We start from the raw sequence: 22,459 nt of genomic DNA on the forward strand, positions 1-22,459 counted from the left end.
TCCGTGTTTTCGTAACGGATATAAATGATGGGAATATGTTATTTATTCCCACCGTATAGGGTTATATTTCTATCGTCTTAAAATGTTGGTGCGATCTTGTAAATAGAGAATTCCTTATGCCCAAGATCTTCAGCTTTGGTTGTTTTACCATTAGAAACCTTAATGATTTCCTGATAAATCACCTCGCCCATCTCATTAATAGAAGATTCTCCCCGCATAATCGATGAAACATCAATATCAATGTTGTCGCGCATTTTGGTAAATGTTTCTTCGTTGGCGGTGATTTTGATCACTGGCGCAATCGGGTTTCCCGTGGGGGTTCCGCGCCCGGTAGTAAAGATAATAATTTGTGCGCCGCCGGCCACCATCCCGGAGATGGATTCGATATCTTGTCCAGGGGAGTCCATCACCCATAGTCCACGACCGCCAGGGAAATCTGCGTATTGCAGGACGCCCTGTAGCGGTGAATGACCCGCTTTGTGCATGCAGCCCAGAGATTTTTCCTCAATGGTGGTGATACCGCCCTGGATATTACCTGGCGTCGGTTGCCCGCCCCTGATATCTGCGCCCAGGGCTTTCGCTCTTTCTTCACACCCCACAACCAGCTTGATTAAATCGTCTGCGACTTGTGAATTAATGGCCCGACGAGCAACAACGTGTTCTGCGCCAATGAATTCGGTGGTTTCTGAAAGAATCGATGTGCCACCATCGTTAACTAACAAATCAGATGCAACACCGCAGGCAGGGTTGGAGGCGAGGCCAGAGGTGGTATCAGAACCTCCGCATTCCATTCCGAGGATCAACTCGCTGACGCTTATTTCTTCGTAGTCTTGCTGGGACAAATCCTGCGCATACTGACGTGCGATTGAAATTCCGCGCGCCTGACACTGCAAGGTCCCCCCTTCATTCTGAATTGTGATGCAGGAAACCGGCTTACCAAATTTCGTGATTTCTTGCGCAATGTGAGTAGGTTCAGCGCCTTCACAACCCAGTCCGACAACGAGTATGGCGCCAACGTTGCCGTTCCTGGCAACGTTGATCAGTGTTTTTTCGGTTAATGCAGCATCACCAGCAATCTGGCAGCAACCAAAATCATTATTAAGCCAGGTTGAGCCATGAACCTGAGCGGAGATGTCCTGAGCGACTTTATTGGCGCAAACGCTGGTAGGTAAAATTAAGACGTAGTTGCGAATACCCACGCTGCCATCCGGACGACGATAACCTTTGATTGTTTTTTTCATTTTCACTTGTTCCTTCAGCCTTTATTTCCAATCCCCACGGCCACGTTCACTTTCAACATTATGAACATGAACATAATCTCCGGTCTGGATAGACTTTGTTGCCCGACCAATGGATTCACCGTATTTGTAAACTTCGCCATGAAGCGCAACGGCTTTAATGGCAAATTTATGACCGTAAGGGATGTCATCCCGTAAGGTGATGGTCAGATTTTCATTGCCAACAAACATGTTGGCGACGTCTCCGGCCTTGAGGGGCTGGATAGCAGTAGCAACGCTATCTTGCGGGTTAATAACCACTGCATTTTTCTTCATAAAAAATCCTTATGCGCTTTGATTGGATACAGTGGTATAAAGCATAAGGCGTGCCATGTTTTTAACTTGTTGTTTATTAAGATAAATAACACGCAGTGTGGGAAGGGGGAGATAGAGCCGCTGTAAGTAGCTTCATCAGTTGCGGCAAATAGCTACAGTTGCGGCGTGCAAAAGGTGGGTACGACGGAAACGCATAAAAAAGGCACCTTGCGGTGCCTTTTTTGCTTACTCGATATCGAGCGGGTCTTCGGAAAGAATTATCCCGGTATTGTCGGCGTACAAGTGGTCGCCGGAAAAGAACGTCACGCCGCCAAAATTGACGCGCACATCGCTTTCCCCAATGCCTTCACCTGCAGCACCAACCGGAATAGCGGCAATCGCCTGAATGCCGATGTCCAGCTCTTCCAGATCGTCTACCTGGCGTACTGAGCCGTAGATGACCAGACCTTCCCATTCATTCTGTACTGCCAGACGAGCCAGTTCGGCATCGACCAGCGCACGACGGACAGAACCGCCACCATCGACCAGCAGAATACGACCACGGCCGTTTTGTTCGAGCAGATCGTACAGCAACCCGTTGTCCTCGAAACATTTTACCGTGATGATTTGTCCGCCAAACGACGACCGTCCTCCAAAGTTAGAGAACAGCGGTTCCACGACGTTGACATCTTCCTGATAGATGTCACAAAGCTCGGATGTATCGTATTTCATAGGCTTAACGTTCAGTTGCTGCGAGAATTTTTAGTATATCGCGCTATATGTACTGTTGGCAAAATCATCAATTGTTAATTAGTGTCCAGATCAATAACCATTCATATTTTTCATTGAAAAACAGATAATTACTGATTTTTAAAACAGCCGATAATGACCTACAATTACCCGTATTTCCCTCTGTAAAGTATCCCCGAGGTATCCCCGGAAGATTGCTGGAGCATAAAAGAAAGCCCTATGAGAACGATCAACTTCACCAAAGCCGTGCTGATGGAACTCCCCGTTCCTGATGCCGGCAAACGCCTTGAATATGCTGATAGTGTCGTTAATGGGTTGCGGCTGCGTGTTACGTCCAGTGGCAGCAAAAGTTTTTGTGCGTCCCGAAAGCGCGACGGAAAATTTTACCGTGTGACGTTGGGCAAGTTCCCGGATATGACTATTGAGCAGGCCAGAGAGCGGGCATATTGAAGTAGCTACCACACGGCATAACCCGAACGAACGGCGGCGTGAAATGGTGGAAACGAGACACCAGATCATTACCGGGCATGGCATATGGTTTGGTGGCCCGTTCAGGCGTGAAGAAAAAGGCAGTAAAGCCCAGGCTGATTTATGGGCACGTGTTCTGTGTGCTGTCTATCGCTATGCATATGATAGCTACCGTGATAAAGATGGCGGGAGATTGTTACCGGATCCGCCCACAACCATTTTAAGTACAAAAAGGCTTTGGCATGGAAATTCACGGAGAACAACTAAAATCAGAAATAATAATTTAGGCCGCTGGCTCAAGGCCCTTGATACCGTAAGACAATGGGCTATAGCAGGCTATAAAACTAATGTGTTGATGGGGGTTGAAGCCCAACAGTACGGAAATGTACGTTAAGAACGTAACCTTATGATTTAAGTCTATAAATTTGTTGCATTATTGGTTTGATTTACGTTGATTTGATGACCGGGTACGCTCGTATTGCAAGTAAGCGTGTTCGGGAATAGCGACGAGTATTGCAGGCACTCTGCTAAGTGGTCTTTATTTTCAGCAGATCTGCCTGCCAATTCGATTTACCTCTGCTGCTGGTTGTAACCAACCGGGCGGCTCCAGTCATCGTCGTATTTGATATTCCCTTCGATATAAAACCACTCAATGCCTGAGTAGGTGATGGCGATATTTTCCATCATGCCCGGAGTGTGGGAACCCGGCATATAAGCATGAGCAGCATTGACGGACATGATTACGATGTTGTTAAGCGTAATTCGGTAAATCTCGTATTCGACACCCGCCTCGTTGATGTCGTAATAGTGGATTACTGCCTTTTGCAGTCGCTTACTTTGGCAGACTGCAACTGCAAAATATGGCGAGGTCTTATCAATCTCTTTGTGCAGTGTAAAAGCGTTGTGTTCGCGCGAACCCATCAGCTTACCAGTGTTGCGGCATGTATTTTGGTACACACCGTAACTGCTGTTCATGATTTCAATTGCACCCTCACGGCCCAGCGCCATGCAACTGCCTTTGATCAGTTGTCCATTTTCATCATAAATATACATATAAGCTGGTAATGACATTTATAGATCTCCATATTTTGTGCTTAATATTTTCCCGTTTCTGTCGATGAAAAAGTTGTAACGGTAATTCTTTCCGTTCAATGTGTATGAAGCCGCATAGATATAGCCCGGCGTTATCGGTATTTTTAAGCACGTTTCAGGGTAGGAGAGAGCTACATGCGAATTTTCCGCCAATGTCTTGTATTCATTTCCCTGCTCAGAATAAACGCCGTATCGGCTCAGAACGTCCGATTTATTAACAGAGAAGCAAAGCGAATTATTTATAATAGGGAAACTACGCCATGGGGGAACGCTATCGCCAGCGCCACACCCAGCCAGCGCAAAAAAGGCAGGAATGAGAAAGTAGCGTTTCAATGCGGGAACCTCCCTAACACTTTCTCATAGCGGGATATGAGGCTAAGGACAGGCTCAGATGGATCGTAATCCTTGAGGCGATACAAATCAGAGCGGTTGCCGAATCCATACGTTTTAAGCAGCCAATAATCAGCCACCATTGCAGCCTGCTGCTCTAAGCCGTAATCCAAGAGTATGGCCTTATCCAAGGTGTAATAGTAATCAACTGCCCAAGAGAACAGGCCACGCATCCTTACCATCATCCCGCGCTGATGCTGCCAGACGTGCATCATTTCATGTAAAAAAAGATGCTGCCCACCAACGCGATCGTTATTAACATGCGGCTGTGAAAAGTCAGGCTCATAAGTACCTTCCTGAAAGTACAATTCGCCGTTGGGCGTCATAGCGTAGTTGTTTTTTTGGAGGTTGAAAGGTAGGTAGCTGCTGCGGTGGATCCAGACTTCGTTATAGAGGATGGCGAAAGCGTAGAGGGTACGGGCCAAGTTAATCTCACCAAGCGTTAGCAGCCGTAACCCGCCCCTGTCTATATCGTTCATTTCCCTTATCATTGGAGACATCATCCATTGGTAAAAATACCTTAATACGCCTTAAGGTAAATTTTTTCCTGTTAAAAAATGCGGGAAATATCCAAAATTGTCACAAACTGCGGCTACGCCGCTTCTACCGTTAAGCCCCCTGGTTTAGGGAGCAACCGTACGAGATCGTACGCTAAGAACGTAACCTTATGAATTTAAATCTTCAAAGTCGTGGCGTTGTCGGTCAGGTTTACGTTGATTTGATTACCGGGTTTATTAACACCATTAATGCCGAAAAACGCACGGATACTGGCATTAATGGAAAAAGTAAATAAAACCCTCATTTTCTTTACTCGCCCAATCTGCATTAAAAAATGCACTTAGCGTACGCTCTCGTACGGTTGGGCTTCAGGCCCCGTGATCGGTTAAGTAAGCTGGGAAATGCTGATTTTAGTACTTATAGGTCACGGTGTTTACCGTTCGTTGGTATCCCCGAGGTAACCCCGGAAAATATAAAAAACATGAAAAAACCTCGCGACCCTCTATTGTAAGGGTTGCGAGGCGTTATGCGATTCTAAAAATTGAAATTATTAATTGATATTTGTCAGTTATGCAGACCACTGACTTAAGAAAATTCCAACAACAAACAGCAAGTTAGTCAACAGTGCTGCTTTTACGGTGCGTTCCAGCATTGGGCGCATTGCCGTCGGGTCCATTTCACGCATCACGTAGCGCGCCTGTTTAATCAGCAGCGGTGCGGCGAGGATAAAGAGCCATCCCCATAAACTTTGCAGCGAGAACAGGTTAAACAGCGCCAGACAGACCAGCGTGCCCATCAGCAGGCAGGCATGGTAGCGGCGGGCATTAACCGCGCCTAAGCGCACCACCAGCGTGTTTTTGCCATTCTCTCTGTCGCTGTTGATATCGCGCAGGTTGTTAACGTTGAGTACGGCAGTTGCCAGCAGGCCGCAGGCGGTTGCCGGCAGAATTAACGCCGGAATCAGCGTATGCGCCTGCAGGTACCAGCTCCCCATCACGCTGAGCCACCCGAAGAAGACCAGCACAGAAATATCACCCAGACCGATATACCCGTATGGACGATTACCGACGGTATAGGTGATAGCGGCGATAATCGACAGGCCGCCCAGAATCAGGAAGCCGACAAAATCCGCCAGTGTGTGGCATGCCACCGCTACCAGTGCCAGACCGGACAGGCAGATTAAGACCACAGTGACGATCAGCGCACGCTTCATCTCCTGCTGGGTAATAACGCCTTTTTGCATGCCACGCAGCGGTCCGATGCGGTCGGGCTTGTCGCTGCCTTTAACAGCATCGCCATAGTCGTTAGCGAGATTGGACAGGATTTGCAGTAGCCCTGCCGTAATTAATGCCAGCAGAGCCACCAGCGGATCGAAATATCCTTGCCACCATGCTAATGCCGTACCGACGATGATCGCCGCGAAGGCGAGCGGTAAGGTCTTAGGTCGTAAACTTTCCAGCCAGGCTTGTGAGCGGCTAATTTGTTGTTGTTCAGTCATATTTAGCGCCAATAAAAATGGGGCTTTATCAGCCCCATCAACAGTGATGAAAATGCATTGAACGCGATTATAGGATAAAACGGCTCAGATCTTCATCTGCGACCAGCGCATCCAGATGTTTGCTCACATATTCGGCATCAATTGTGATGCTTTGACCGTTTAAATCGCTCGCATCATAGGAAATATCTTCCATCAGACGCTCGAGAACGGTATGCAGACGACGCGCACCGATGTTTTCGGTGGTTTCGTTAACCTGCCAGGCCGCTTCGGCAATGCGTTTAATACCCGATTCGGTGAAGTTGATGTCCACACCTTCGGTTGCCATCAGCGCTTTGTACTGCACAGTGATAGAGGCATTCGGTTCGGTCAGAATGCGCTCGAAATCGCTGGTGGTCAGTGCCTGCAGCTCCACACGGATCGGCAGACGACCCTGCAGTTCCGGGATCAGGTCAGACGGTTTAGCCACCTGGAATGCGCCGGAGGCGATAAACAGGATGTGATCGGTTTTCACCATACCGTGCTTGGTAGAGACGGTGCAGCCTTCAACCAGCGGCAGCAGGTCGCGCTGTACGCCTTCACGGGAAACATCCGGGCCGGAGGATTCGCCACGCTTACAAATTTTGTCGATTTCGTCGATAAACACGATCCCGTGCTGCTCAACGGCGTCGATAGCTTCCTGTTTCAGCTCTTCCGGATTGACCAGTTTGGCTGCTTCTTCTTCAATCAGCAGCTTCATCGCGTCTTTGATTTTCAGCTTACGCGGTTTTTGTTTCTGGCCGCCCAGGTTCTGGAACATGGACTGTAGCTGGCTGGTCATCTCTTCCATTCCCGGAGGCGCCATAATCTCTACGCCCATCGGTGCGGCAGCGAGATCGATTTCAATCTCTTTATCGTCCAACTGGCCTTCACGCAGTTTTTTACGAAATGCCTGACGCGCAGCAGAAGGTTCCTGAGGCTGCTCTGACTGTCCCCAGTTATTTTTGGCTGGCGGGATCAGTACATCGAGAATACGTTCTTCTGCCATTTCTTCTGCGCGGAAGCGGTTTTTCTCAATCGCCTGAACGCGAACCATTTTGATGGCGGCATCGGTCAGATCGCGGATGATGGAGTCAACTTCTTTACCCACATAGCCGACTTCAGTGAATTTCGTTGCTTCCACTTTGATGAATGGCGCATTGGCCAGTTTTGCCAGACGGCGGGCGATCTCGGTTTTACCGACACCGGTTGGGCCAATCATCAGAATGTTTTTCGGTGTGACTTCATGGCGCAGTTCTTCGTTGAGCTGCATGCGGCGCCAGCGGTTACGCAGTGCAATCGCCACGGAACGCTTCGCGTTATCCTGGCCGATGATGTGCTTGTTCAGTTCGCTGACAATTTCGCGTGGGGTCATTTCAGACATGGGGGATCCTTACGCTTTGGAGTTCAATTCTTCGATGGTATGGAAGTGGTTGGTATAAATGCAGATATCCCCTGCAATATCCAACGCTTTCTCAGCAATTTCGCGTGCGCCAAGCTCGGTGTTTTCCAGCAGAGCGCGTGCTGCAGCCTGGGCGTAGGGACCGCCGGAGCCGATGGCAATCAGATCGTTTTCTGGCTGAATGACGTCACCGTTACCCGTGATGATGAGCGATGCCGTTTCATCTGCAACGGCCAGCAACGCTTCGAGTTTGCGCAGCATACGGTCGGTACGCCAGTCTTTAGCCAGCTCAACGGCGGCCTTAACCAGGTGACCCTGGTGCATTTCCAGTTTGCGTTCAAACAGTTCAAACAGTGTGAATGCATCCGCAGTACCACCCGCAAAGCCCGCAATGACTTTGTCGTTGTACAGACGGCGGACTTTTTTCACGTTGCCTTTCATTACGGTGTTACCCAGTGTGGCCTGACCATCACCGGCGATTACCACATGGCCGTTACGGCGTACGCTTACTATTGTTGTCACGAGCAGACCCCTTGGTTACAAATGCAGAATACAGGCCCCGCACAGGTGTACGGGGCGTAATGCAAGTATAGATGGGGGAGATTTTGGGGGTTTCAACCCCCAGTGGCGAGTCGAATGCAGTTTGTATGGCCGGCAACTTTCAGGCGGCTGATGGTGTTGTCGGCATTTTCCTTGCCTTTCACCGGGCCAATCACCACGCGATTCCAGCCGTTATTGGTGGTAATACGGGAATTGAAGCCCTCAAAGGCCAGTTGAGCACGCACGGTTTCTGCCTGCTCAGCCCCTTTGAATGATCCGCACTGAACCATCCAGCGGCGTTCATCTTTTTTCTCTGCCGTCTGTTTTGGCGGCTGAGTCTCATTCGTTATTGGCGCGGCCGGTTGCGTTTTAGGCTGTGCGGCAGTGGTGTGTGCTGGCGTCTGCAACAGATCCTGGTACGGCTGCTGGGCCGCCGGTTTTGGCTGCGCTTTCGGCTGTTGTACCGGTGCGGCTTGTGCCGTACGCGTTTGTGGCTGCTGGTACGGCTGTTCCGTCGCCCGTGGGCGCGGTTGCTGCGCCTGCTGCTGCGCGTTGTTCCACTGTTGCTGTTGCACCTGACGCTGACGCTGCAGCGTTTGCTGGCGCTGTTCAGGCGTTTGTTCGTTCCACGGTACTTCGTTGAGCTGTGTCGGCTGTTGACGCATATCTGCCTGCATTTGCGCCAGCAACTGGCGCTGCTCATTGGTCAGCTGATCGGCGTTAAGCACTTCGCCGCCTGCAGACGGTTCGGTAGGCGCACGTACGCCAGGCTGACGGCTTTCCAGCTCTTTGATATAGCGCCAGCGTTCTTCCGGTTTAGGCGGGATGCCATTACCGGTGACTTTCTGGCTTTGCAGCGTCTCGGACTCTTCTTTCTTGTGATGCGTAATGAAGTACAGACCACCGATAAAGGTCACGAGTACGGCTGCAGCAATAGCGACCATCGCGGGGGATACCGCTGGCGTACTGCGTTGCTTTTTCCGTGATGTGCTCTTTTTGCGCCGCGAAGGTGCCGGTTGGCCGCGACGTACATAATCTCGTTGTGCCACTATCGTTTCGCTGTATTTATTCGTTCGTCAGCCCGCCATGTTACTTAAGCGACGGGCCTTTGACCAGACAGGGGAGTCCGAAAGCACTTTACTTTACGTCAGTGCCCGGGTAGTGCCCCGAATTATGAGCTCACAGTCCAGTAAACGTGAACCACTGCTGACGTTCTGTCCTTGAAGCTGATCGAGCAGTAACAGCATAGCTTCGCGTCCGATATCGAAACGCGGCTGTGCGACGGTTGTCAGGGGTGGATCACAAAATTCCGTCAGTGAAATATTATCGAAGCCAATGATAGATAAATCATCCGGTACTTTTAAGCCCTGACGTTTGGCGTAAGAGAGCGCGCCAAGCGCCATCACATCGCTGTGACAAAAGACCGCGGTCGGAGGTTGCGGCAGCTCAAGCAACTGTTTTAACGCGTTAGCGCCCGCTTCATAGGTGAAATCACCGCGCGCGATGAAGTGTGGATCGACCGTAATTCCACTGCGGCGTAGTGCCTGAACATAGCCTTGCAGGCGGTAGTGGCACAGCGGCATATCCTCTGGCCCGGCAATACAACCAATGCGCTTATGCCCCAGCTCCAGCAGGTAATTCATCGCGTTAAAAGCAGCAGTGAGGTTATCAATGTGAACGGTAGGCAGTTCCAGCTCTGGCGCAAATTCGTTGGACATGACCATTGGCGGTAAATTGCGCTGTTCTTCCACGCTGGCGTCAAATGGCAGTCGTGAGCTGAGCAGGACCATGCCATCTATCTGCTTGGTAATAATGAGGTTAAGAAAGGTCTTTTCCTGCTGATTCTGGTGCGCGCAATCGCCGATAAGTACCAGGTAACCTTGTTCTGCGGCAGTGACTTCTATGCCACGAATCACTTCGCTAAAAAAGGGATCGCAGATATCCGGCACAATCACCAGAATGGTACGTGATTCATTTCGTTTAACGTTCCGTCCCATCGACTGGGGTAAATATCCCACTTCCAGGGCGGCCTGTTCGACCCGATTACGGGTGGACTGAGAGACTTTGTCTGGGTTCATTAATGCGCGGGATACGGTTGCCGTTGAGACTTTCGCCTTCAGAGCAACATCTTTCATCGTAGCGGCGGCAACCTGCTTATTCGGTTTCACTCTTTCTCCTCGCCAGGGTGCAGCTGGCACAGACCTGTCCCTGGATAACCTTCATCTGAAACATTTTTATCAGATAGTTAATGGAAGCGGTTACAGAATTTTCATAAAAAGTGTGATGGATCTTTAATTTTACGATCCGCCTCGCATCATGAGGGGTTATCCCTCGATGGGATCGACATCCAACACCCATTTCACCTTACGTGCATCGGGTAGCGTATTTATCAACGCCAGCGTTCCGCTGACGATATGCTGTAGGCGAATGCGTGACGGATGTTGCAACAAAATTTGCCAGCGATAGCGACCGCCACGTTTGGGGGCCAGCGCCGGAACCGGGCCGAGTACCCAGAGTTTGTCATCAGCTAATGGGCTGGCCTGAATCAGGTTTCGCAGCTGTTGTAAGAACATCGGCGCATGCTGATTGTTATGATCTTCTGCCCGCACGATCACGTGGCTGGTCCACGGCGGTAACTGTAACGTTTGCCGTTCGGCCAGCGCCTGTTCGGCAAATGCGTCATAACCTTTATACAGCAAGGTTTGCAGTAGCGGATGTTCAGGATGGTGCGTTTGCAGCACCACTTCGCCTTGTTTCCCGGCGCGCCCAGCCCGTCCAGAAACCTGGGTATAAAGTTGGGCGAAACGTTCAGCCGAACGGAAATCGGCAGAGAACAGCGCCCCGTCAACATCCAGCAGTGCAACCAGCGTGACATCCGGAAAATGGTGTCCTTTCGCCAGCATTTGTGTACCGATCAGAATGCGAGCGCCGCCGCGATGGACTTCTGCCAGGTGCTGCTCCAGCGATCCCTTACGGCTGGTGGTGTCGCGATCGATACGCGAAATCGGCACGCCAGGGAAAAAGGGCGCCAGAGCTTGTTCCAGTTGCTCGGTGCCGAGTCCTACCGGCACCATGTGCGTAGAGCCGCAGGAGGGGCACTGGCGCGGTATCGGGCGCTGGCTATCGCAGTGGTGGCAGCGCAGGTGATGCTGCGCCTGATGCAGCGTGTAGTAGTGATCGCAGCGTGGGCATTCGGCAATCCAGCCACAGTCGTGACATAGTAGCGCAGGCGCAAAACCCCGACGATTAAGAAACAAAATTACCTGATTATCTGCTTGCAGATGCTGGCGCATGCGGGTGATCAGCGCCGGAGCCAGTCCGGCCTGCACCTGCTGACCCTTTAAATCCAGCACGTGCTGAGTGGCAGGGCGTGCGTTTCCGGCTCGGCGCGTCAGGCGCAGCATGCGGTATTTGTTCTGCCGCACGTTGCACAACGTTTCCAGCGCGGGGGTTGCTGAACCGAGAATAATCGGGATCTGTTCGCTGTGGGCGCGGTAAACCGCCAGATCGCGGGCATGGTACCGCCAGCCTTCCTGTTGCTTGTAAGAGCTGTCATGCTCTTCGTCGATGACAATGACGCCAAGATTTTTAAACGGCGTAAACAGCGATGAGCGCGTGCCGATGACTATTGCCGCTTCGCCATTTTTTGCTTTCAGCCAGGCCGAAAGACGTTCGCTGTCATTTAAACCCGAGTGCAGGACTTCGACCGGGGCATTGAAGCGTTCGCGAAAGCGGGCAATGGTTTGTGGCGTCAGGCCAATCTCCGGCACCATTACCAGTGCCTGTTTGCCCTGGGCGAGAACATTTTCCAACACGCTTAAATAGACTTCTGTTTTACCGGAACCCGTCACACCTGCGAGCAACCAGGCGCTAAAACTGTCCGACGCACTATGAATGGCCCCAACGGCGGTAGCCTGTTCCGTGTTCAGACGCAGTCGTTCACCAGAGACGGCGTAGTGGGTACGCCAGTCGCTGAAACCAGGCGTTTCGCTCGCCAGGGAGCACAGGCCTTTTTTACGTAGCGCCTGCAATGCAGCATCGTTAAATTCAAGTTCGGCCACCTGGTCGCGCCAGATTTTTCCCTGCCGAAGCGCAGCCAGCGCCTGTTGCTGCTTTGGAGAGCGCTTCAGACTGTTGAGGTCAATGACCTGGCCTTCTTCGGTGGCGAACCAGTACCACATGGGCGTGTTGGCGGCGGGTCTGCCCTGGCGCAACAGGATCGGCAGGGCATGGAACAGCACATCGCCAATGGGATGATGGTAGTAATCAGCAGCCCACAGCAGTAAACGCCAGACGGAGGTCGAATAGACCGGTTCGCTGTCCAATACCTCGCGAACGGCTTTCAATTCGTTGAGCGGTAACTCACTTTGCTCGCTGACTGACAGGACTATACCGACGCGCTCCTGTTGCTTGCCAAAGGGCACGCGTACGCGACACCCGGCTTTGGCGCTCATACCTTCCGGCAGGAGATAGTCAAAGGTACGAGGTAGCGGAACGGGTAAGGCAACATGCGCAACGGGCATTGAATCATCCTGACTTGAAATCTGGCGGGTTAGTATACACATTAGTGAAGGGTAGAATGCGGATCAGTTTGCATGAGCAGGTTAATTTCTGTATGATTCGCCGCCTTTGATGCAAATTGATTGCGTCAAATAATGACCATTACCCGAGAATTTCAGGCTGTTGATGCAGTGTGAAAGGTGACGGGGAATAATTAACATCGCGTGGTGTCTGGCGTTAGGGCTGGAAGAGCGACGCGGCCTTAAACCGAGGTTTTCCCATGAAAAAAGATATTCACCCGAAATACGAAGAAATTACTGCAAACTGCTCTTGCGGTAACGTCATGAAAATCCGCTCTACCGTCGGTCACGATCTGAACCTGGACGTGTGCGGTCAGTGCCACCCGTTCTATACTGGCAAGCAGCGTGATGTTGCTACCGGTGGCCGTGTTGATCGCTTCAACAAGCGTTTCAACATCCCGGGCAGCAAATAAGTTCCTGCTGTCAGAAAAAAGCGCCTTATGGCGCTTTTTTTGTATCTGTACTTGATAATAAAATTTATATTGATGTATTGAATAATATTTCATATTTAATAAATGAAACAGTGTTTTTATTTTTTATGATAAAATATTCCTACTGGTGATCTTCGTCATTTTTATCTTCCGTTCTTTGCCACTCATGACAATTCCTGGCAAAATTTCAAAGGTTTATCCCCTCTTTCTAAAATACACTTTCGCAGAAATATAAAATTATCCTTACGTCTCTATTACTTTCCTGTTCACATTCAGGAATGTGATGGTGAATTTTATTTATTTAGTGTGAAAAGGGATTGTCATGAAATTTAAATCTACCTTGTTACTTATTCCATTACTATCTGCGGCCGCGCAGGCGGGTTATGTCGATTATCGTCATGAATATTATGATGACGGGCGAAATTACGATCGTGTTTATATGTCGCATCGTTTTGCTACAGGTTTTGGTGTGGCGGTAGAGGCCATTTCACGTTCTGAAGATACGCAATCGAATGATGCTTGGAATAATATGGAAAGTAACGGTAACGAGTATACGGCAAGTTACCAGTTTACCTGGCAGGACCTTATCTGGCAGCCGGGTATTGCGGTTGAAACGGGCGATAACATCACGATCTATAAGCCTTATATTCGTGTGCAATATAATATCAATGACAGCTGGTGGACGGCATTCCGCTATCGTCAGGAGTATATGCGCAGAAACGCCGATGGTAAAGATGACCGTATGGTTTACCGTCCGGAAGCGTGGCTTGGCTATAACGTCAATAACTGGATGTTTGAGCTAAACGGCATTTATAAAATTGCTGACAGCGAAGATTTATACAACAACAGAAAAGACGATTATGAATATAACTTCCGTGTTGCTTATAAAATAGATTCCTGGGTTCCATTTATTGAGATTGGTAACGTCTCCTCGGGTTATGACACCACCACGACTGACGATCGTCAGACACGCTATCGTGTCGGTCTCGGTTATAACTTTTGATTGTTAATACTCTTCGTATTGGTTTATTACGTTGAGCACCAGGATATACGCATAGTTTGCGTGAATAATATGTCTAAGGAGTTGACATCATGTCTAATGATGGAACGGTGAGTGGAAGCAATCAAAGTATTGTCGTCAGACCTTTCGGATTCAGAGATAAGATTGGTTATTTGTGTGGTGACCTGGGAACCTGTTTTATTCTTGGTCTGGTAAATAGTTTTTTAATGATTTATTACACGAACGTCCTCGGCATTTCTGGTGTCATTGTCGGCTCGCTCTATTTTGTGACCAAACTCTTTGATGCGTTTGTCGATGTTGGCGTAGGTCGCTTATGCGATACGTCTAAACTGACGGCACATGGACGTTTCAACCCCTGGGTGCGTCGCATGAAGTATCCATTCTGTATCGTTGCGGTGGTCCTGTTTCTGCCGTTTGTGAATGATTTTTCTTATACGGCGAAAATTATCTATATCTGCTGCTCCTATTTTGTTTACGGTTCACTGTTATCGACAGTCAGCATTCCGTATGGCGCCATGTCTGCGGCGATTAGCTCGAATCCGGAAGACCGAGTGTCACTGTCAACCTGGCGAAGCGTGGGTTCCGCCATCGGCGGCGGCGCAACCGGCTTTTTTATCCCGATTCTGATGTACACCACCCTGGTGGACGGAAGCCAGGTGATTTCCGGGCAACACTTCTTCTGGATTGCTATTGGTTGTGCCGTACTGGGCTTTATCTTTTTAACGTTGACCTGTCAGTTAACAACAGAACGTGTGCGCGTGGAGAGAAAAGAGAGCATGCCCGTATCGGTGCTGCTGAAGGGATTGTTACGCAATAAAGCACTGATCGTTTTAGTTGTGGTGGATCTGCTGATTGTGATTAACCAGGGGTTGTCAGGTACCAACATGACTTACCTGTTTAATGACTACTTCCACAACAAAGAGGCCATGTCCGTGGCGTTGCTGTTTACCTTCGGCTCTCTGGTTTTGCTGGCTCCCTCGGCATCCTGGCTGACGAAGCGGTTTGGTAAAAAAGAGGCCAGCGTCGGCGCATTGCTCTTTGCGGTGGCGATGTATCTGATTATGTACTTCATCCATATTACGGACGCGAAAGTCTATTTGGTTTTCCTGTTCCTGGCGACGCTGGGGGCAGGGTTATTCAACCTGATGATTTGGGCGTTTATGACCGATGTTTGTGATTATCATCAGTATGTCACCGGCGATCGTGAGGATGGTACGGTTTACGGCGTGAACTTCTTTGCCCGCAAGGTGGGTCAGGCGTGCGCAGGGGCGATTGGTGGCTTTATGCTGGCCATCATTGGTTATCAATCTTCGTCAACGGGCGGCGCTGTGCAAACCAGCATCGTGCAGGAAAATATTTATACGATGGCAAATCTCTTGCCGGCCTTATGTCTGTTTTTGGCGGCAGTCATACTGATTTATCTCTATCCATTGAACCGCAAAGAAACGCTCAAAATGGAAGAAACATTGAATAAAATCAATGGTATTAGAAAATAATGTTGTGAGAAACGGCGGGGTTATCCCGCCTTTTCTCATTTTTCTAACCGTCAGCCGATCAGTACTCCCACGTTTCCGGGTCGATCCCCAGTTCACGCATGATGATCTTCGCTTCTTCCGGGATTTCATCACTGCGCTCTTTACGCAGATCCTCGTCGTTTGGCAACGGTTGCCCGGTAAAGGCGTGCAGAAACGCTTCACACAGCAACTCGCTGTTGGTGGCGTGGCGCAGGTTATTCACCTGACGACGCGTGCGTTCATCGGTAAGGATTTTTAACACCTTCAGAGGAATGGAAACCGTAATTTTTTTGACTTGCTCACTCTTCTTACCGTGCTCAGCGTATGGGCTGATATATTCGCCGCTCCATTCAGCCATGAGATACTTAATCCTCTTCGTCATTAATATTGAGGCCAGAACCTGAGCCCGGACCATAATTGCGCGTAGTTTATCGTAGTGGCGCGGCCCTGACACGAAGTTAGCCGACGCAAATGTACGCTAATGCATATAATTTTAACGGCTATTTCCTGTTTGCTCAATCTATACGCAAAGAAGTTTAGATGTCCAGATGTATTGACGGCTATTGTAACAATGATTACTCTGGTGTCTGACTTTTCACCGACTCAGCCAGGATCTCCTCAATATGACGCGTAAACAGGCCACCATTGCAGTGCGTAGCGGATTAAATGACGACGAGCAGTACGGTTGCGTTGTCCCACCGATTCACCTCTCCAGTACCTATAATTTCACCGGTTTTAATGAGCCGCGCGCTCATGACTATTCACGCCGTGGCAACCCGACGCGTGATGTGGTTCAGCGTGCGCTGGCGGAGCTGGAAGGTGGCGCTGGTGCAGTGCTGACCAATACCGGCATGTCGGCGATTCATCTGGTGACGACGGTGTTCCTGAAGCCTGGCGATCTGCTGGTCGCACCGCACGACTGTTACGGTGGTAGCTATCGCCTGTTTGACAGTCTGGCAAAACGTGGCTGCTATCGCGTGCTGTTTGTCGATCAGGGTGATGAGCAGGCGCTGAAAGCGGCGTTGGCGGAAAAACCAAAGCTGGTACTGATCGAAAGTCCAAGCAATCCGTTGCTGCGTGTGGTGGATATTGCAAAAATCTGCCAACTGGCGCGTGAGGCGGGTGCGGTGAGCGTTGTCGACAACACTTTTTTAAGCCCTGCACTGCAAAATCCACTGGCATTGGGCGCCGATCTGGTGTTGCATTCATGCACGAAATATTTAAACGGTCACTCGGATGTGGTGGCTGGCGTGGTGATAGCGAAAGATCCGGAGACGGTCACTGAGCTGGCATGGTGGGCGAATAATATTGGCGTAACTGGCGGCGCATTTGATAGCTATCTGCTGTTGCGTGGCCTACGTACTCTGTCGCCGCGTATGGAAGTGGCACAACGTAACGCTCAGGCTATTGTGGACTACCTGCAAACCCAGCCGTTGGTGAAGAAACTGTATCATCCGTCACTGCCGGATAATCAGGGGCATGAGATTGCCGCGCGTCAACAAAAAGGGTTTGGCGCGATGTTGAGTTTTGAACTGGATGGCGACGAGCAAACATTGCGTCGCTTCCTGAGCGGGTTGTCATTGTTTACGTTGGCGGAATCATTAGGGGGCGTTGAAAGTCTGATCTCCCACGCCGCGACCATGACACACGCGGGTATGGCGCCAGAAGCGCGTGCTGCTGCCGGAATTTCTGAAACGCTACTGCGTATCTCCACCGGTATTGAAGATGGCGAAGATTTAATTGCCGACCTGGAAAATGGCTTCCGGGCTGCAAACAAGGGGTAAACATGAGTGTGATTGCGCAGGCAGGGGCGAAGGGTCGTCAACTGCACAAATTTGGTGGTAGTAGTCTGGCAGACGTGAAATGTTATTTGCGTGTCGCAGGTATTATGGCGGAGTACTCGCAGCCTGACGACATGATGGTTGTTTCCGCCGCGGGCAGTACCACTAACCAGTTGATTAGCTGGCTTAAGTTAAGCCAGACCGATCGTCTTTCTGCGCATCAGGTTCAGCAGGCGTTACGCCGTTATCAAAGTGAGCTGATTAGTGGCCTGTTACCACCAGATGTGGCTGATGGGCTGATCGGTGCGTTTATTCACGATCTGGAGCGTCTGGCCGGATTGCTCGACAGCGGTGTGAATGAAGCCGTCTATGCCGAAGTGGTGGGGCATGGTGAAGTGTGGTCGGCGCGTTTGATGTCTGCTGTCCTTAACCAGCAGGGACTGGAGTCTGCCTGGCTGGATGCGCGTGAGTTTTTACGTGCTGAACGCGGTGCCCAGCCGCAGGTGGATGAAGGTCTGTCTTATCCGTTGCTGCAACAACTGCTGGCTCAACATCCAGGCAAGCGCCTGGTGGTTACCGGGTTTATCAGCCGTAGCAATGCGGGTGAAACGGTGCTGCTGGGGCGTAACGGCTCTGACTATTCAGCTACGCAGGTGGGTGCGCTGGCAGGCGTTTCCCGCGTGACTATCTGGAGCGATGTCGCTGGGGTTTATAGTGCGGACCCGCGTAAAGTCAAAGATGCCTGCCTGCTGCCGCTGCTGCGTCTTGATGAAGCCAGCGAGCTGGCGCGTCTTGCGGCTCCGGTTTTGCATGCCCGCACCTTACAGCCGGTTTCGGGTAGCGATATCGACCTCCAGCTGCGCTGCAGTTACACGCCGGATCAGGGGTCAACGCGGATTGAGCGTGTACTGGCTTCTGGTACCGGGGCGCGCATTGTGACCAGCCATGACGACGTCTGTCTGATTGAGTTTCAGGTTCCCACCGGCCAGGACTTTAAGCTGGCTTACAAAGATATCGACCAGATTTTAAAACGCACGCAGGTGCGTCCGCTGGCGGTTGGCGTGCATCCGGACCGTCAGTTGCTGCAATTTTGCTATACCTCCGAAGTTGCTGATGGCGCACTGAAAATTCTTGATGAAGCCGGTTTGCCGGGCGAGCTGCGTCTGCGCCAGGGGCTGGCGCTGGTGGCGATGGTTGGGGCTGGCGTAACGCGCAATCCACTGCATTGCCACCGTTTCTGGCAGCAGTTAAAAGGCCAGCCAGTCGAGTTTACCTGGCAGTCGGAAGAGGGGATCAGTCTGGTTGCGGTACTGCGTACCGGCCCGACCGAAAGCCTGATTCAGGGCCTGCATCAGTCTATTTTCCGTGCAGAAAAACGTATCGGTCTGGTGCTGTTCGGTAAAGGGAATATTGGTTCACGCTGGCTGGAACTGTTCGCCCGCGAACAAACAACGCTTTCCGCACGTACCGGGTTTGAATTCGTGCTGGCAGGCGTGGTGGATAGCCGCCGTAGCCTGCTGAACTATGAAGGACTGGATGCCAGCCGTGCTCTGGCCTTCTTCGACGACGAAGCGGTAGAGCAGGATGAAGAGGCGCTATTCCTGTGGATGCGCGCCCACCCGTATGATGATTTAGTGGTGCTGGATGTGACGGCCAGTGAACAATTGGCCGATCAGTATCTGGACTTCGCCAGCCATGGTTTCCATGTCATTAGCGCCAATAAACTGGCGGGGGCGAGTACCAGTGATAAGTATCGCCAAATTCATGATGCGTTCGAAAAAACCGGCCGCCACTGGCTGTATAACGCCACCGTGGGGGCAGGTTTGCCGATCAACCATACTGTGCGCGATCTGATTGATAGCGGTGATACGATTTTGTCGATCAGCGGGATCTTCTCCGGCACGTTATCCTGGCTGTTTCTGCAATTTGATGGCACGGTCCCGTTCACCGATCTGGTGGATCAAGCCTGGCAGCAAGGGCTAACTGAACCGGACCCGCGCGTCGATCTTTCTGGCAAAGATGTTATGCGTAAGCTGGTGATCCTGGCGCGTGAAGCAGGTTACGATATTGAGCCGGACCAGGTTCGCGTTGAGTCACTGGTACCTGCACACTGTGAAGAAGGCTCCATTGACCATTTCTTTGAAAATGGTGATGAGTTGAACGAACAGATGGTGCAACGCCTGGAAGCTGCGCGTGAAATGGGGCTGGTGTTGCGCTACGTGGCGCGTTTTGACGCCAATGGTAAAGCGCGTGTGGGTGTTGAAGCGGTCCGTGCTGAACACCCGCTGGCAGCGCTGTTGCCGTGCGATAATGTGTTCGCCATTGAAAGTCGCTGGTATCGCGATAACCCGCTGGTGATCCGCGGGCCGGGCGCAGGTCGTGATGTGACCGCCGGTGCGATTCAGTCGGATATTAATCGTCTGGCGCAGCTGCTGTAGTTTTTGTTGGCGGATGTTCCGGCCTACGGTTCGTGCGTAACGTAGGCCGGATAAGATGCGTTAGCGTCGCATCCGGCAGTGTTATTGGGTGGCAAACACCTCTTTCGCGGCGAACAAGCCGTTGAGTGCCGCGGGGAAGCCAGCATATACGGCCATCTGCATAATCACTTCCACGATCTCATCCTGCGTTAAGCCCACGTGTAATGCCGCGCCAATATGCACCTTCAATTGCGGGGCGGCATTGCCCAGCGCCGTTAACGCCGCGACGGTAGCAATCTCTCTACTGCGTAAATCCAATCCCGGTCTTGAATAGATGTCGCCAAAAGGAAATTCAATCAGGTATTGGGCGAAGTCGGGCGCAATGTCCTGCAGACTGTCGACGACCGCATCGCCCCCTTTACCATCTACTTTTTGCAGCATCAACTGACCCGTCATAAAACGTTCTGAATTCATTATCTCTTCCTCGTGAGTGCGGTGTATGCCATGAGGATAAGGGGTGCAGAACAATTGGGATAATACCGTTTCCGTGATACTTTTTTGGTATGACAATATCGCCCCTGCACTCTCTTGATATCCGTCTGCTGCGCTACTTCACCGTCGTGGCCGAAGAGAACAACATGAGCCGTGCGGCGCAACGTCTTTTTATGTCGCAGCCGCCGCTAAGCCGTCATATTCGCCAGCTTGAAGAACGCCTGGGGGTGACGCTTTTTGTCCGCCATACCCGTGGGCTGACGTTGACGGAGGAGGGTCAGCACGTATTAGAAATGGTGCGTCCACTGCTGGCGCTACAGGACAAGACCTATATTGCATTGAGCCAGCTAGCGCAGAGGGAGGTGCAACCTCTGCGTTTAGGATTAAGCACGGCGTTTGAACAGGGTGTTTTTGTGGCGCTTGAATCAACGCTAAATGCTCGTGTAAAAATGCTGCGTGTCACGCGTCACGGCTCACCTGAACTTGTTCGTCAGGTAAGGCGAGGCAAACTGGATGCGGCGCTGGTAGCTTTGCCTATTGAGGCATCTGGGCTTACCGTCACCCCTTTAGCCTGGCAAGAGCCGATAATTGCTGCATTACCCTCCTTTTGGTCAGAGGCTCGTACGGCCTCTCTTTCCTTATCGGCACTCAACCACCGACCGTTGTTCTGGTTCCAGCGGGAACGTAACCCGGCTTTCTTTGACTACACCCGGCAGATTTTTCACCGTGCGGGTTACTCTCCTTCCTGCCTTGAAGAACCTCTGGAGCATGATGTACTGCTTGCACGGATTGCCCAGGGCGATGGTTTAAGTTTGCTCCCGGCTTCATTTGCCGCTATCCAGCGCCAGGGCGTGGTATTCCATCCACTGAGCGATGCTGAGCTGTGTATCCGTGCCGGGTTAGTGATGTTGCCTGAGAATGAGAGCCGGTTGCAGTGGGTGCAAGAACTCATGATGCAATCCCTCATCATTTCAAGCTGATGTGAATTTTTTTCACGTTGGCTGAGTATTCCTCACCTTTATCGATGATTTTTGTGTTGACGGCAGCACGCTTTTCCGTCATTTTTACATCTAGACGTCTAAACGTATAGCAGTTCACAACACAACATATAACGACATAAGATTGATGAGGTAAGGTATGAGCTTTTTTCACGCCAACCAGCGGGAAGCCCTGAATCAGAGCCTGGCAGAAGTGCAGGGTCAGATTAACGTTTCGTTTGAGTTTTTCCCGCCGCGCACCAGTGAAATGGAGCAAACCCTGTGGAACTCCATCGATCGCCTGAGCAGCCTGAAGCCGAAGTTTGTTTCCGTGACTTACGGGGCAAATTCGGGTGAGCGCGACCGTACGCACAGCATTATTAAAGGGATTAAGGATCGCACGGGCCTCGAAGCGGCTCCGCACCTGACCTGTATTGATGCCACTCGCGATGAACTGCGCACCATTGCTCAGGATTACTGGAATAACGGTATTCGTCATATTGTTGCCCTACGTGGCGACCTGCCACCGGGTGGCGGTAAACCAGATATGTATGCTGCCGATCTGGTGAGCCTGCTGAAAGACGTCGCAGATTTTGATATCTCTGTTGCCGCTTATCCGGAAGTTCATCCGGAAGCGAAGAGTGCTCAGGCAGACCTGCTTAACCTGAAACGTAAGGTTGATGCCGGCGCAAATCGGGCGATCACCCAGTTCTTCTTTGATGTGGAAAGCTACCTGCGTTTTCGCGACCGTTGCGTATCAGCAGGCATCGATGTGGAAATTATTCCGGGTATCCTGCCGGTCTCTAACTTTAAGCAGGCGAAGAAATTCGCCGATATGACCAATGTTCGTATCCCTTCCTGGATGTCGACGATGTTTGACGGTCTGGATGATGATGCCGAAACCCGCAAGCTGGTAGGGGCGAATATCGCCATGGACATGGTGAAGATCCTCAGTCGCGAAGGGGTGAAAGATTTTCACTTCTATACGCTCAACCGCGCAGAGATGAGCTACGCTATTTGTCACACACTGGGTGTAAGACCGAATTAAACAGATGCCCCAG

24 protein-coding genes are annotated in these 22,459 nt (G+C 51.0%); 10 read left to right on the plus strand and 14 right to left on the minus strand.

Translation table 11 applies throughout. The annotated features are described in order from the left end of the window. Nucleotides 1-77: 77 nt before the first annotated feature. The 3 genes from QMN38_RS20750 to rraA all read right to left on the minus strand — a co-directional run bounded on the left by QMN38_RS20750 (nucleotide 78) and on the right by rraA (nucleotide 2,264). On the minus strand, nucleotides 78-1,241 hold the full coding sequence (locus QMN38_RS20750) for a UxaA family hydrolase (RefSeq protein WP_038636004.1): 1,164 nt from the start codon (nucleotides 1,239-1,241) through the stop codon (nucleotides 78-80). Between the two features lie 21 nt (nucleotides 1,242-1,262). Next, nucleotides 1,263-1,553, minus strand: coding sequence for a UxaA family hydrolase (locus QMN38_RS20755; protein ID WP_064167206.1), 291 nt, complete (start codon nucleotides 1,551-1,553; stop codon nucleotides 1,263-1,265). Nucleotides 1,554-1,778: 225 nt separating this feature from the next. After that, a complete protein-coding gene (gene rraA, locus QMN38_RS20760; RefSeq protein WP_003028798.1) occupies nucleotides 1,779-2,264 on the minus strand; it encodes a ribonuclease E activity regulator RraA in 486 nt (161 codons plus the stop codon). A gap of 237 nt (nucleotides 2,265-2,501) precedes the next feature. On the opposite strand from rraA, the gene QMN38_RS20765 reads away from it, so the two are divergent. Together QMN38_RS20765 and QMN38_RS20770 are read left to right on the plus strand one after the other, a co-directional pair. Continuing rightward, entirely contained in the window at nucleotides 2,502-2,732 is a 231-nt protein-coding gene (locus QMN38_RS20765) for an Arm DNA-binding domain-containing protein (RefSeq protein WP_323605885.1), read from the plus strand. Between the two features lie 43 nt (nucleotides 2,733-2,775). After that, complete coding sequence (locus QMN38_RS20770) at nucleotides 2,776-3,144, plus strand: hypothetical protein (protein WP_323605886.1); 369 nt, start codon at nucleotides 2,776-2,778, stop codon at nucleotides 3,142-3,144. 176 nt (nucleotides 3,145-3,320) lie between these two features. On the opposite strand, the gene QMN38_RS20775 is transcribed toward QMN38_RS20770, so the two are convergent. From QMN38_RS20775 to QMN38_RS20780, 3 genes are read right to left on the minus strand one after another with little or no spacing between them, the layout of a single operon-like run. Then, the gene (locus QMN38_RS20775) at nucleotides 3,321-3,821 is read right to left on the minus strand and encodes an Hcp family type VI secretion system effector (protein ID WP_016155257.1); all 501 of its coding nucleotides are present in this window, start codon (nucleotides 3,819-3,821) and stop codon (nucleotides 3,321-3,323) included. Next, nucleotides 3,822-4,175: a putative T6SS immunity periplasmic lipoprotein gene (locus tag QMN38_RS27040; protein ID WP_333908969.1), complete on the minus strand. Its 354-nt coding sequence runs from the start codon at nucleotides 4,173-4,175 to the stop codon at nucleotides 3,822-3,824. Next, complete coding sequence (locus QMN38_RS20780; RefSeq protein ID WP_323605888.1) at nucleotides 4,172-4,723, minus strand: eCIS core domain-containing protein; 552 nt, start codon at nucleotides 4,721-4,723, stop codon at nucleotides 4,172-4,174. The genes QMN38_RS27040 and QMN38_RS20780 overlap by 4 nt, the downstream gene beginning before the upstream one ends. 176 nt (nucleotides 4,724-4,899) lie before the next feature. Here QMN38_RS20780 and QMN38_RS20785 point away from each other — a divergent pair, with 176 nt between their 5' ends. Continuing rightward, a complete protein-coding gene (locus QMN38_RS20785) occupies nucleotides 4,900-5,025 on the plus strand; it encodes a hypothetical protein (RefSeq protein WP_271442756.1) in 126 nt (41 codons plus the stop codon). 273 nt (nucleotides 5,026-5,298) lie between these two features. Here QMN38_RS20785 and menA read toward each other — a convergent pair whose 3' ends face one another. From menA to priA, 6 genes are all read right to left on the minus strand, one after another. Continuing rightward, nucleotides 5,299-6,228 carry a 1,4-dihydroxy-2-naphthoate polyprenyltransferase gene (gene menA / locus QMN38_RS20790; protein ID WP_271442755.1) on the minus strand — a complete coding sequence of 310 codons (930 nt, stop codon included), beginning with the start codon at nucleotides 6,226-6,228 and terminating at the stop codon, nucleotides 5,299-5,301. Nucleotides 6,229-6,295: 67 nt separating this feature from the next. Next, on the minus strand, nucleotides 6,296-7,627 hold the full coding sequence (hslU, locus tag QMN38_RS20795) for an HslU--HslV peptidase ATPase subunit (RefSeq protein WP_003028803.1): 1,332 nt from the start codon (nucleotides 7,625-7,627) through the stop codon (nucleotides 6,296-6,298). A 9-nt stretch (nucleotides 7,628-7,636) separates the two neighbouring features. Then, the gene (gene hslV, locus QMN38_RS20800; RefSeq protein WP_003028805.1) at nucleotides 7,637-8,167 is read right to left on the minus strand and encodes an ATP-dependent protease subunit HslV; all 531 of its coding nucleotides are present in this window, start codon (nucleotides 8,165-8,167) and stop codon (nucleotides 7,637-7,639) included. 92 nt (nucleotides 8,168-8,259) lie between these two features. Then, nucleotides 8,260-9,234: a cell division protein FtsN gene (ftsN, locus tag QMN38_RS20805; protein WP_271449578.1), complete on the minus strand. Its 975-nt coding sequence runs from the start codon at nucleotides 9,232-9,234 to the stop codon at nucleotides 8,260-8,262. A 93-nt stretch (nucleotides 9,235-9,327) separates the two neighbouring features. Further along, complete coding sequence (gene cytR / locus QMN38_RS20810; RefSeq protein WP_137381466.1) at nucleotides 9,328-10,353, minus strand: DNA-binding transcriptional regulator CytR; 1,026 nt, start codon at nucleotides 10,351-10,353, stop codon at nucleotides 9,328-9,330. Nucleotides 10,354-10,509: 156 nt separating this feature from the next. Next, nucleotides 10,510-12,708, minus strand: a complete 2,199-nt coding sequence (gene priA / locus QMN38_RS20815) for a primosomal protein N' (protein ID WP_271442753.1) — start codon at nucleotides 12,706-12,708, stop codon at nucleotides 10,510-10,512. Between the two features lie 257 nt (nucleotides 12,709-12,965). Between priA and rpmE the strand changes: the two genes are divergently transcribed. From rpmE to QMN38_RS20830, 3 genes are all read left to right on the plus strand, one after another. Then, a complete protein-coding gene (gene rpmE, locus QMN38_RS20820; RefSeq protein ID WP_094761941.1) occupies nucleotides 12,966-13,178 on the plus strand; it encodes a 50S ribosomal protein L31 in 213 nt (70 codons plus the stop codon). Between the two features lie 340 nt (nucleotides 13,179-13,518). Continuing rightward, entirely contained in the window at nucleotides 13,519-14,199 is a 681-nt protein-coding gene (locus QMN38_RS20825) for an oligogalacturonate-specific porin KdgM family protein (protein ID WP_271442178.1), read from the plus strand. A gap of 89 nt (nucleotides 14,200-14,288) precedes the next feature. Beyond that, entirely contained in the window at nucleotides 14,289-15,713 is a 1,425-nt protein-coding gene (locus tag QMN38_RS20830; RefSeq protein WP_271442179.1) for an MFS transporter, read from the plus strand. Between the two features lie 58 nt (nucleotides 15,714-15,771). Here the strand turns inward: QMN38_RS20830 and metJ are convergent, their stop codons facing one another. Further along, nucleotides 15,772-16,089, minus strand: a complete 318-nt coding sequence (metJ, locus tag QMN38_RS20835; RefSeq protein WP_048213988.1) for a met regulon transcriptional regulator MetJ — start codon at nucleotides 16,087-16,089, stop codon at nucleotides 15,772-15,774. A gap of 265 nt (nucleotides 16,090-16,354) precedes the next feature. Between metJ and metB the strand changes: the two genes are divergently transcribed. After that, on the plus strand, nucleotides 16,355-17,515 hold the full coding sequence (metB, locus tag QMN38_RS20840; protein WP_137381470.1) for a cystathionine gamma-synthase: 1,161 nt from the start codon (nucleotides 16,355-16,357) through the stop codon (nucleotides 17,513-17,515). Nucleotides 17,516-17,517: 2 nt separating this feature from the next. Beyond that, nucleotides 17,518-19,950: a bifunctional aspartate kinase/homoserine dehydrogenase II gene (gene metL / locus QMN38_RS20845; RefSeq protein ID WP_137381471.1), complete on the plus strand. Its 2,433-nt coding sequence runs from the start codon at nucleotides 17,518-17,520 to the stop codon at nucleotides 19,948-19,950. An 81-nt stretch (nucleotides 19,951-20,031) separates the two neighbouring features. Here metL and QMN38_RS20850 read toward each other — a convergent pair whose 3' ends face one another. Beyond that, nucleotides 20,032-20,403: a carboxymuconolactone decarboxylase family protein gene (locus QMN38_RS20850; RefSeq protein WP_323605891.1), complete on the minus strand. Its 372-nt coding sequence runs from the start codon at nucleotides 20,401-20,403 to the stop codon at nucleotides 20,032-20,034. Between the two features lie 89 nt (nucleotides 20,404-20,492). Here QMN38_RS20850 and QMN38_RS20855 point away from each other — a divergent pair, with 89 nt between their 5' ends. Together QMN38_RS20855 and metF are read left to right on the plus strand one after the other, a co-directional pair. Next, the gene (locus QMN38_RS20855; RefSeq protein ID WP_271442184.1) at nucleotides 20,493-21,401 is read left to right on the plus strand and encodes a LysR family transcriptional regulator; all 909 of its coding nucleotides are present in this window, start codon (nucleotides 20,493-20,495) and stop codon (nucleotides 21,399-21,401) included. Nucleotides 21,402-21,558: 157 nt separating this feature from the next. Beyond that, the gene (metF, locus tag QMN38_RS20860) at nucleotides 21,559-22,446 is read left to right on the plus strand and encodes a methylenetetrahydrofolate reductase (RefSeq protein ID WP_271442185.1); all 888 of its coding nucleotides are present in this window, start codon (nucleotides 21,559-21,561) and stop codon (nucleotides 22,444-22,446) included. Nucleotides 22,447-22,459 lie beyond the last annotated feature (13 nt).

The sequence above is a fragment of the Citrobacter sp. R-1.5.2 genome (assembly GCF_035064245.1).
GTDB lineage: Bacteria > Pseudomonadota > Gammaproteobacteria > Enterobacterales > Enterobacteriaceae > Citrobacter.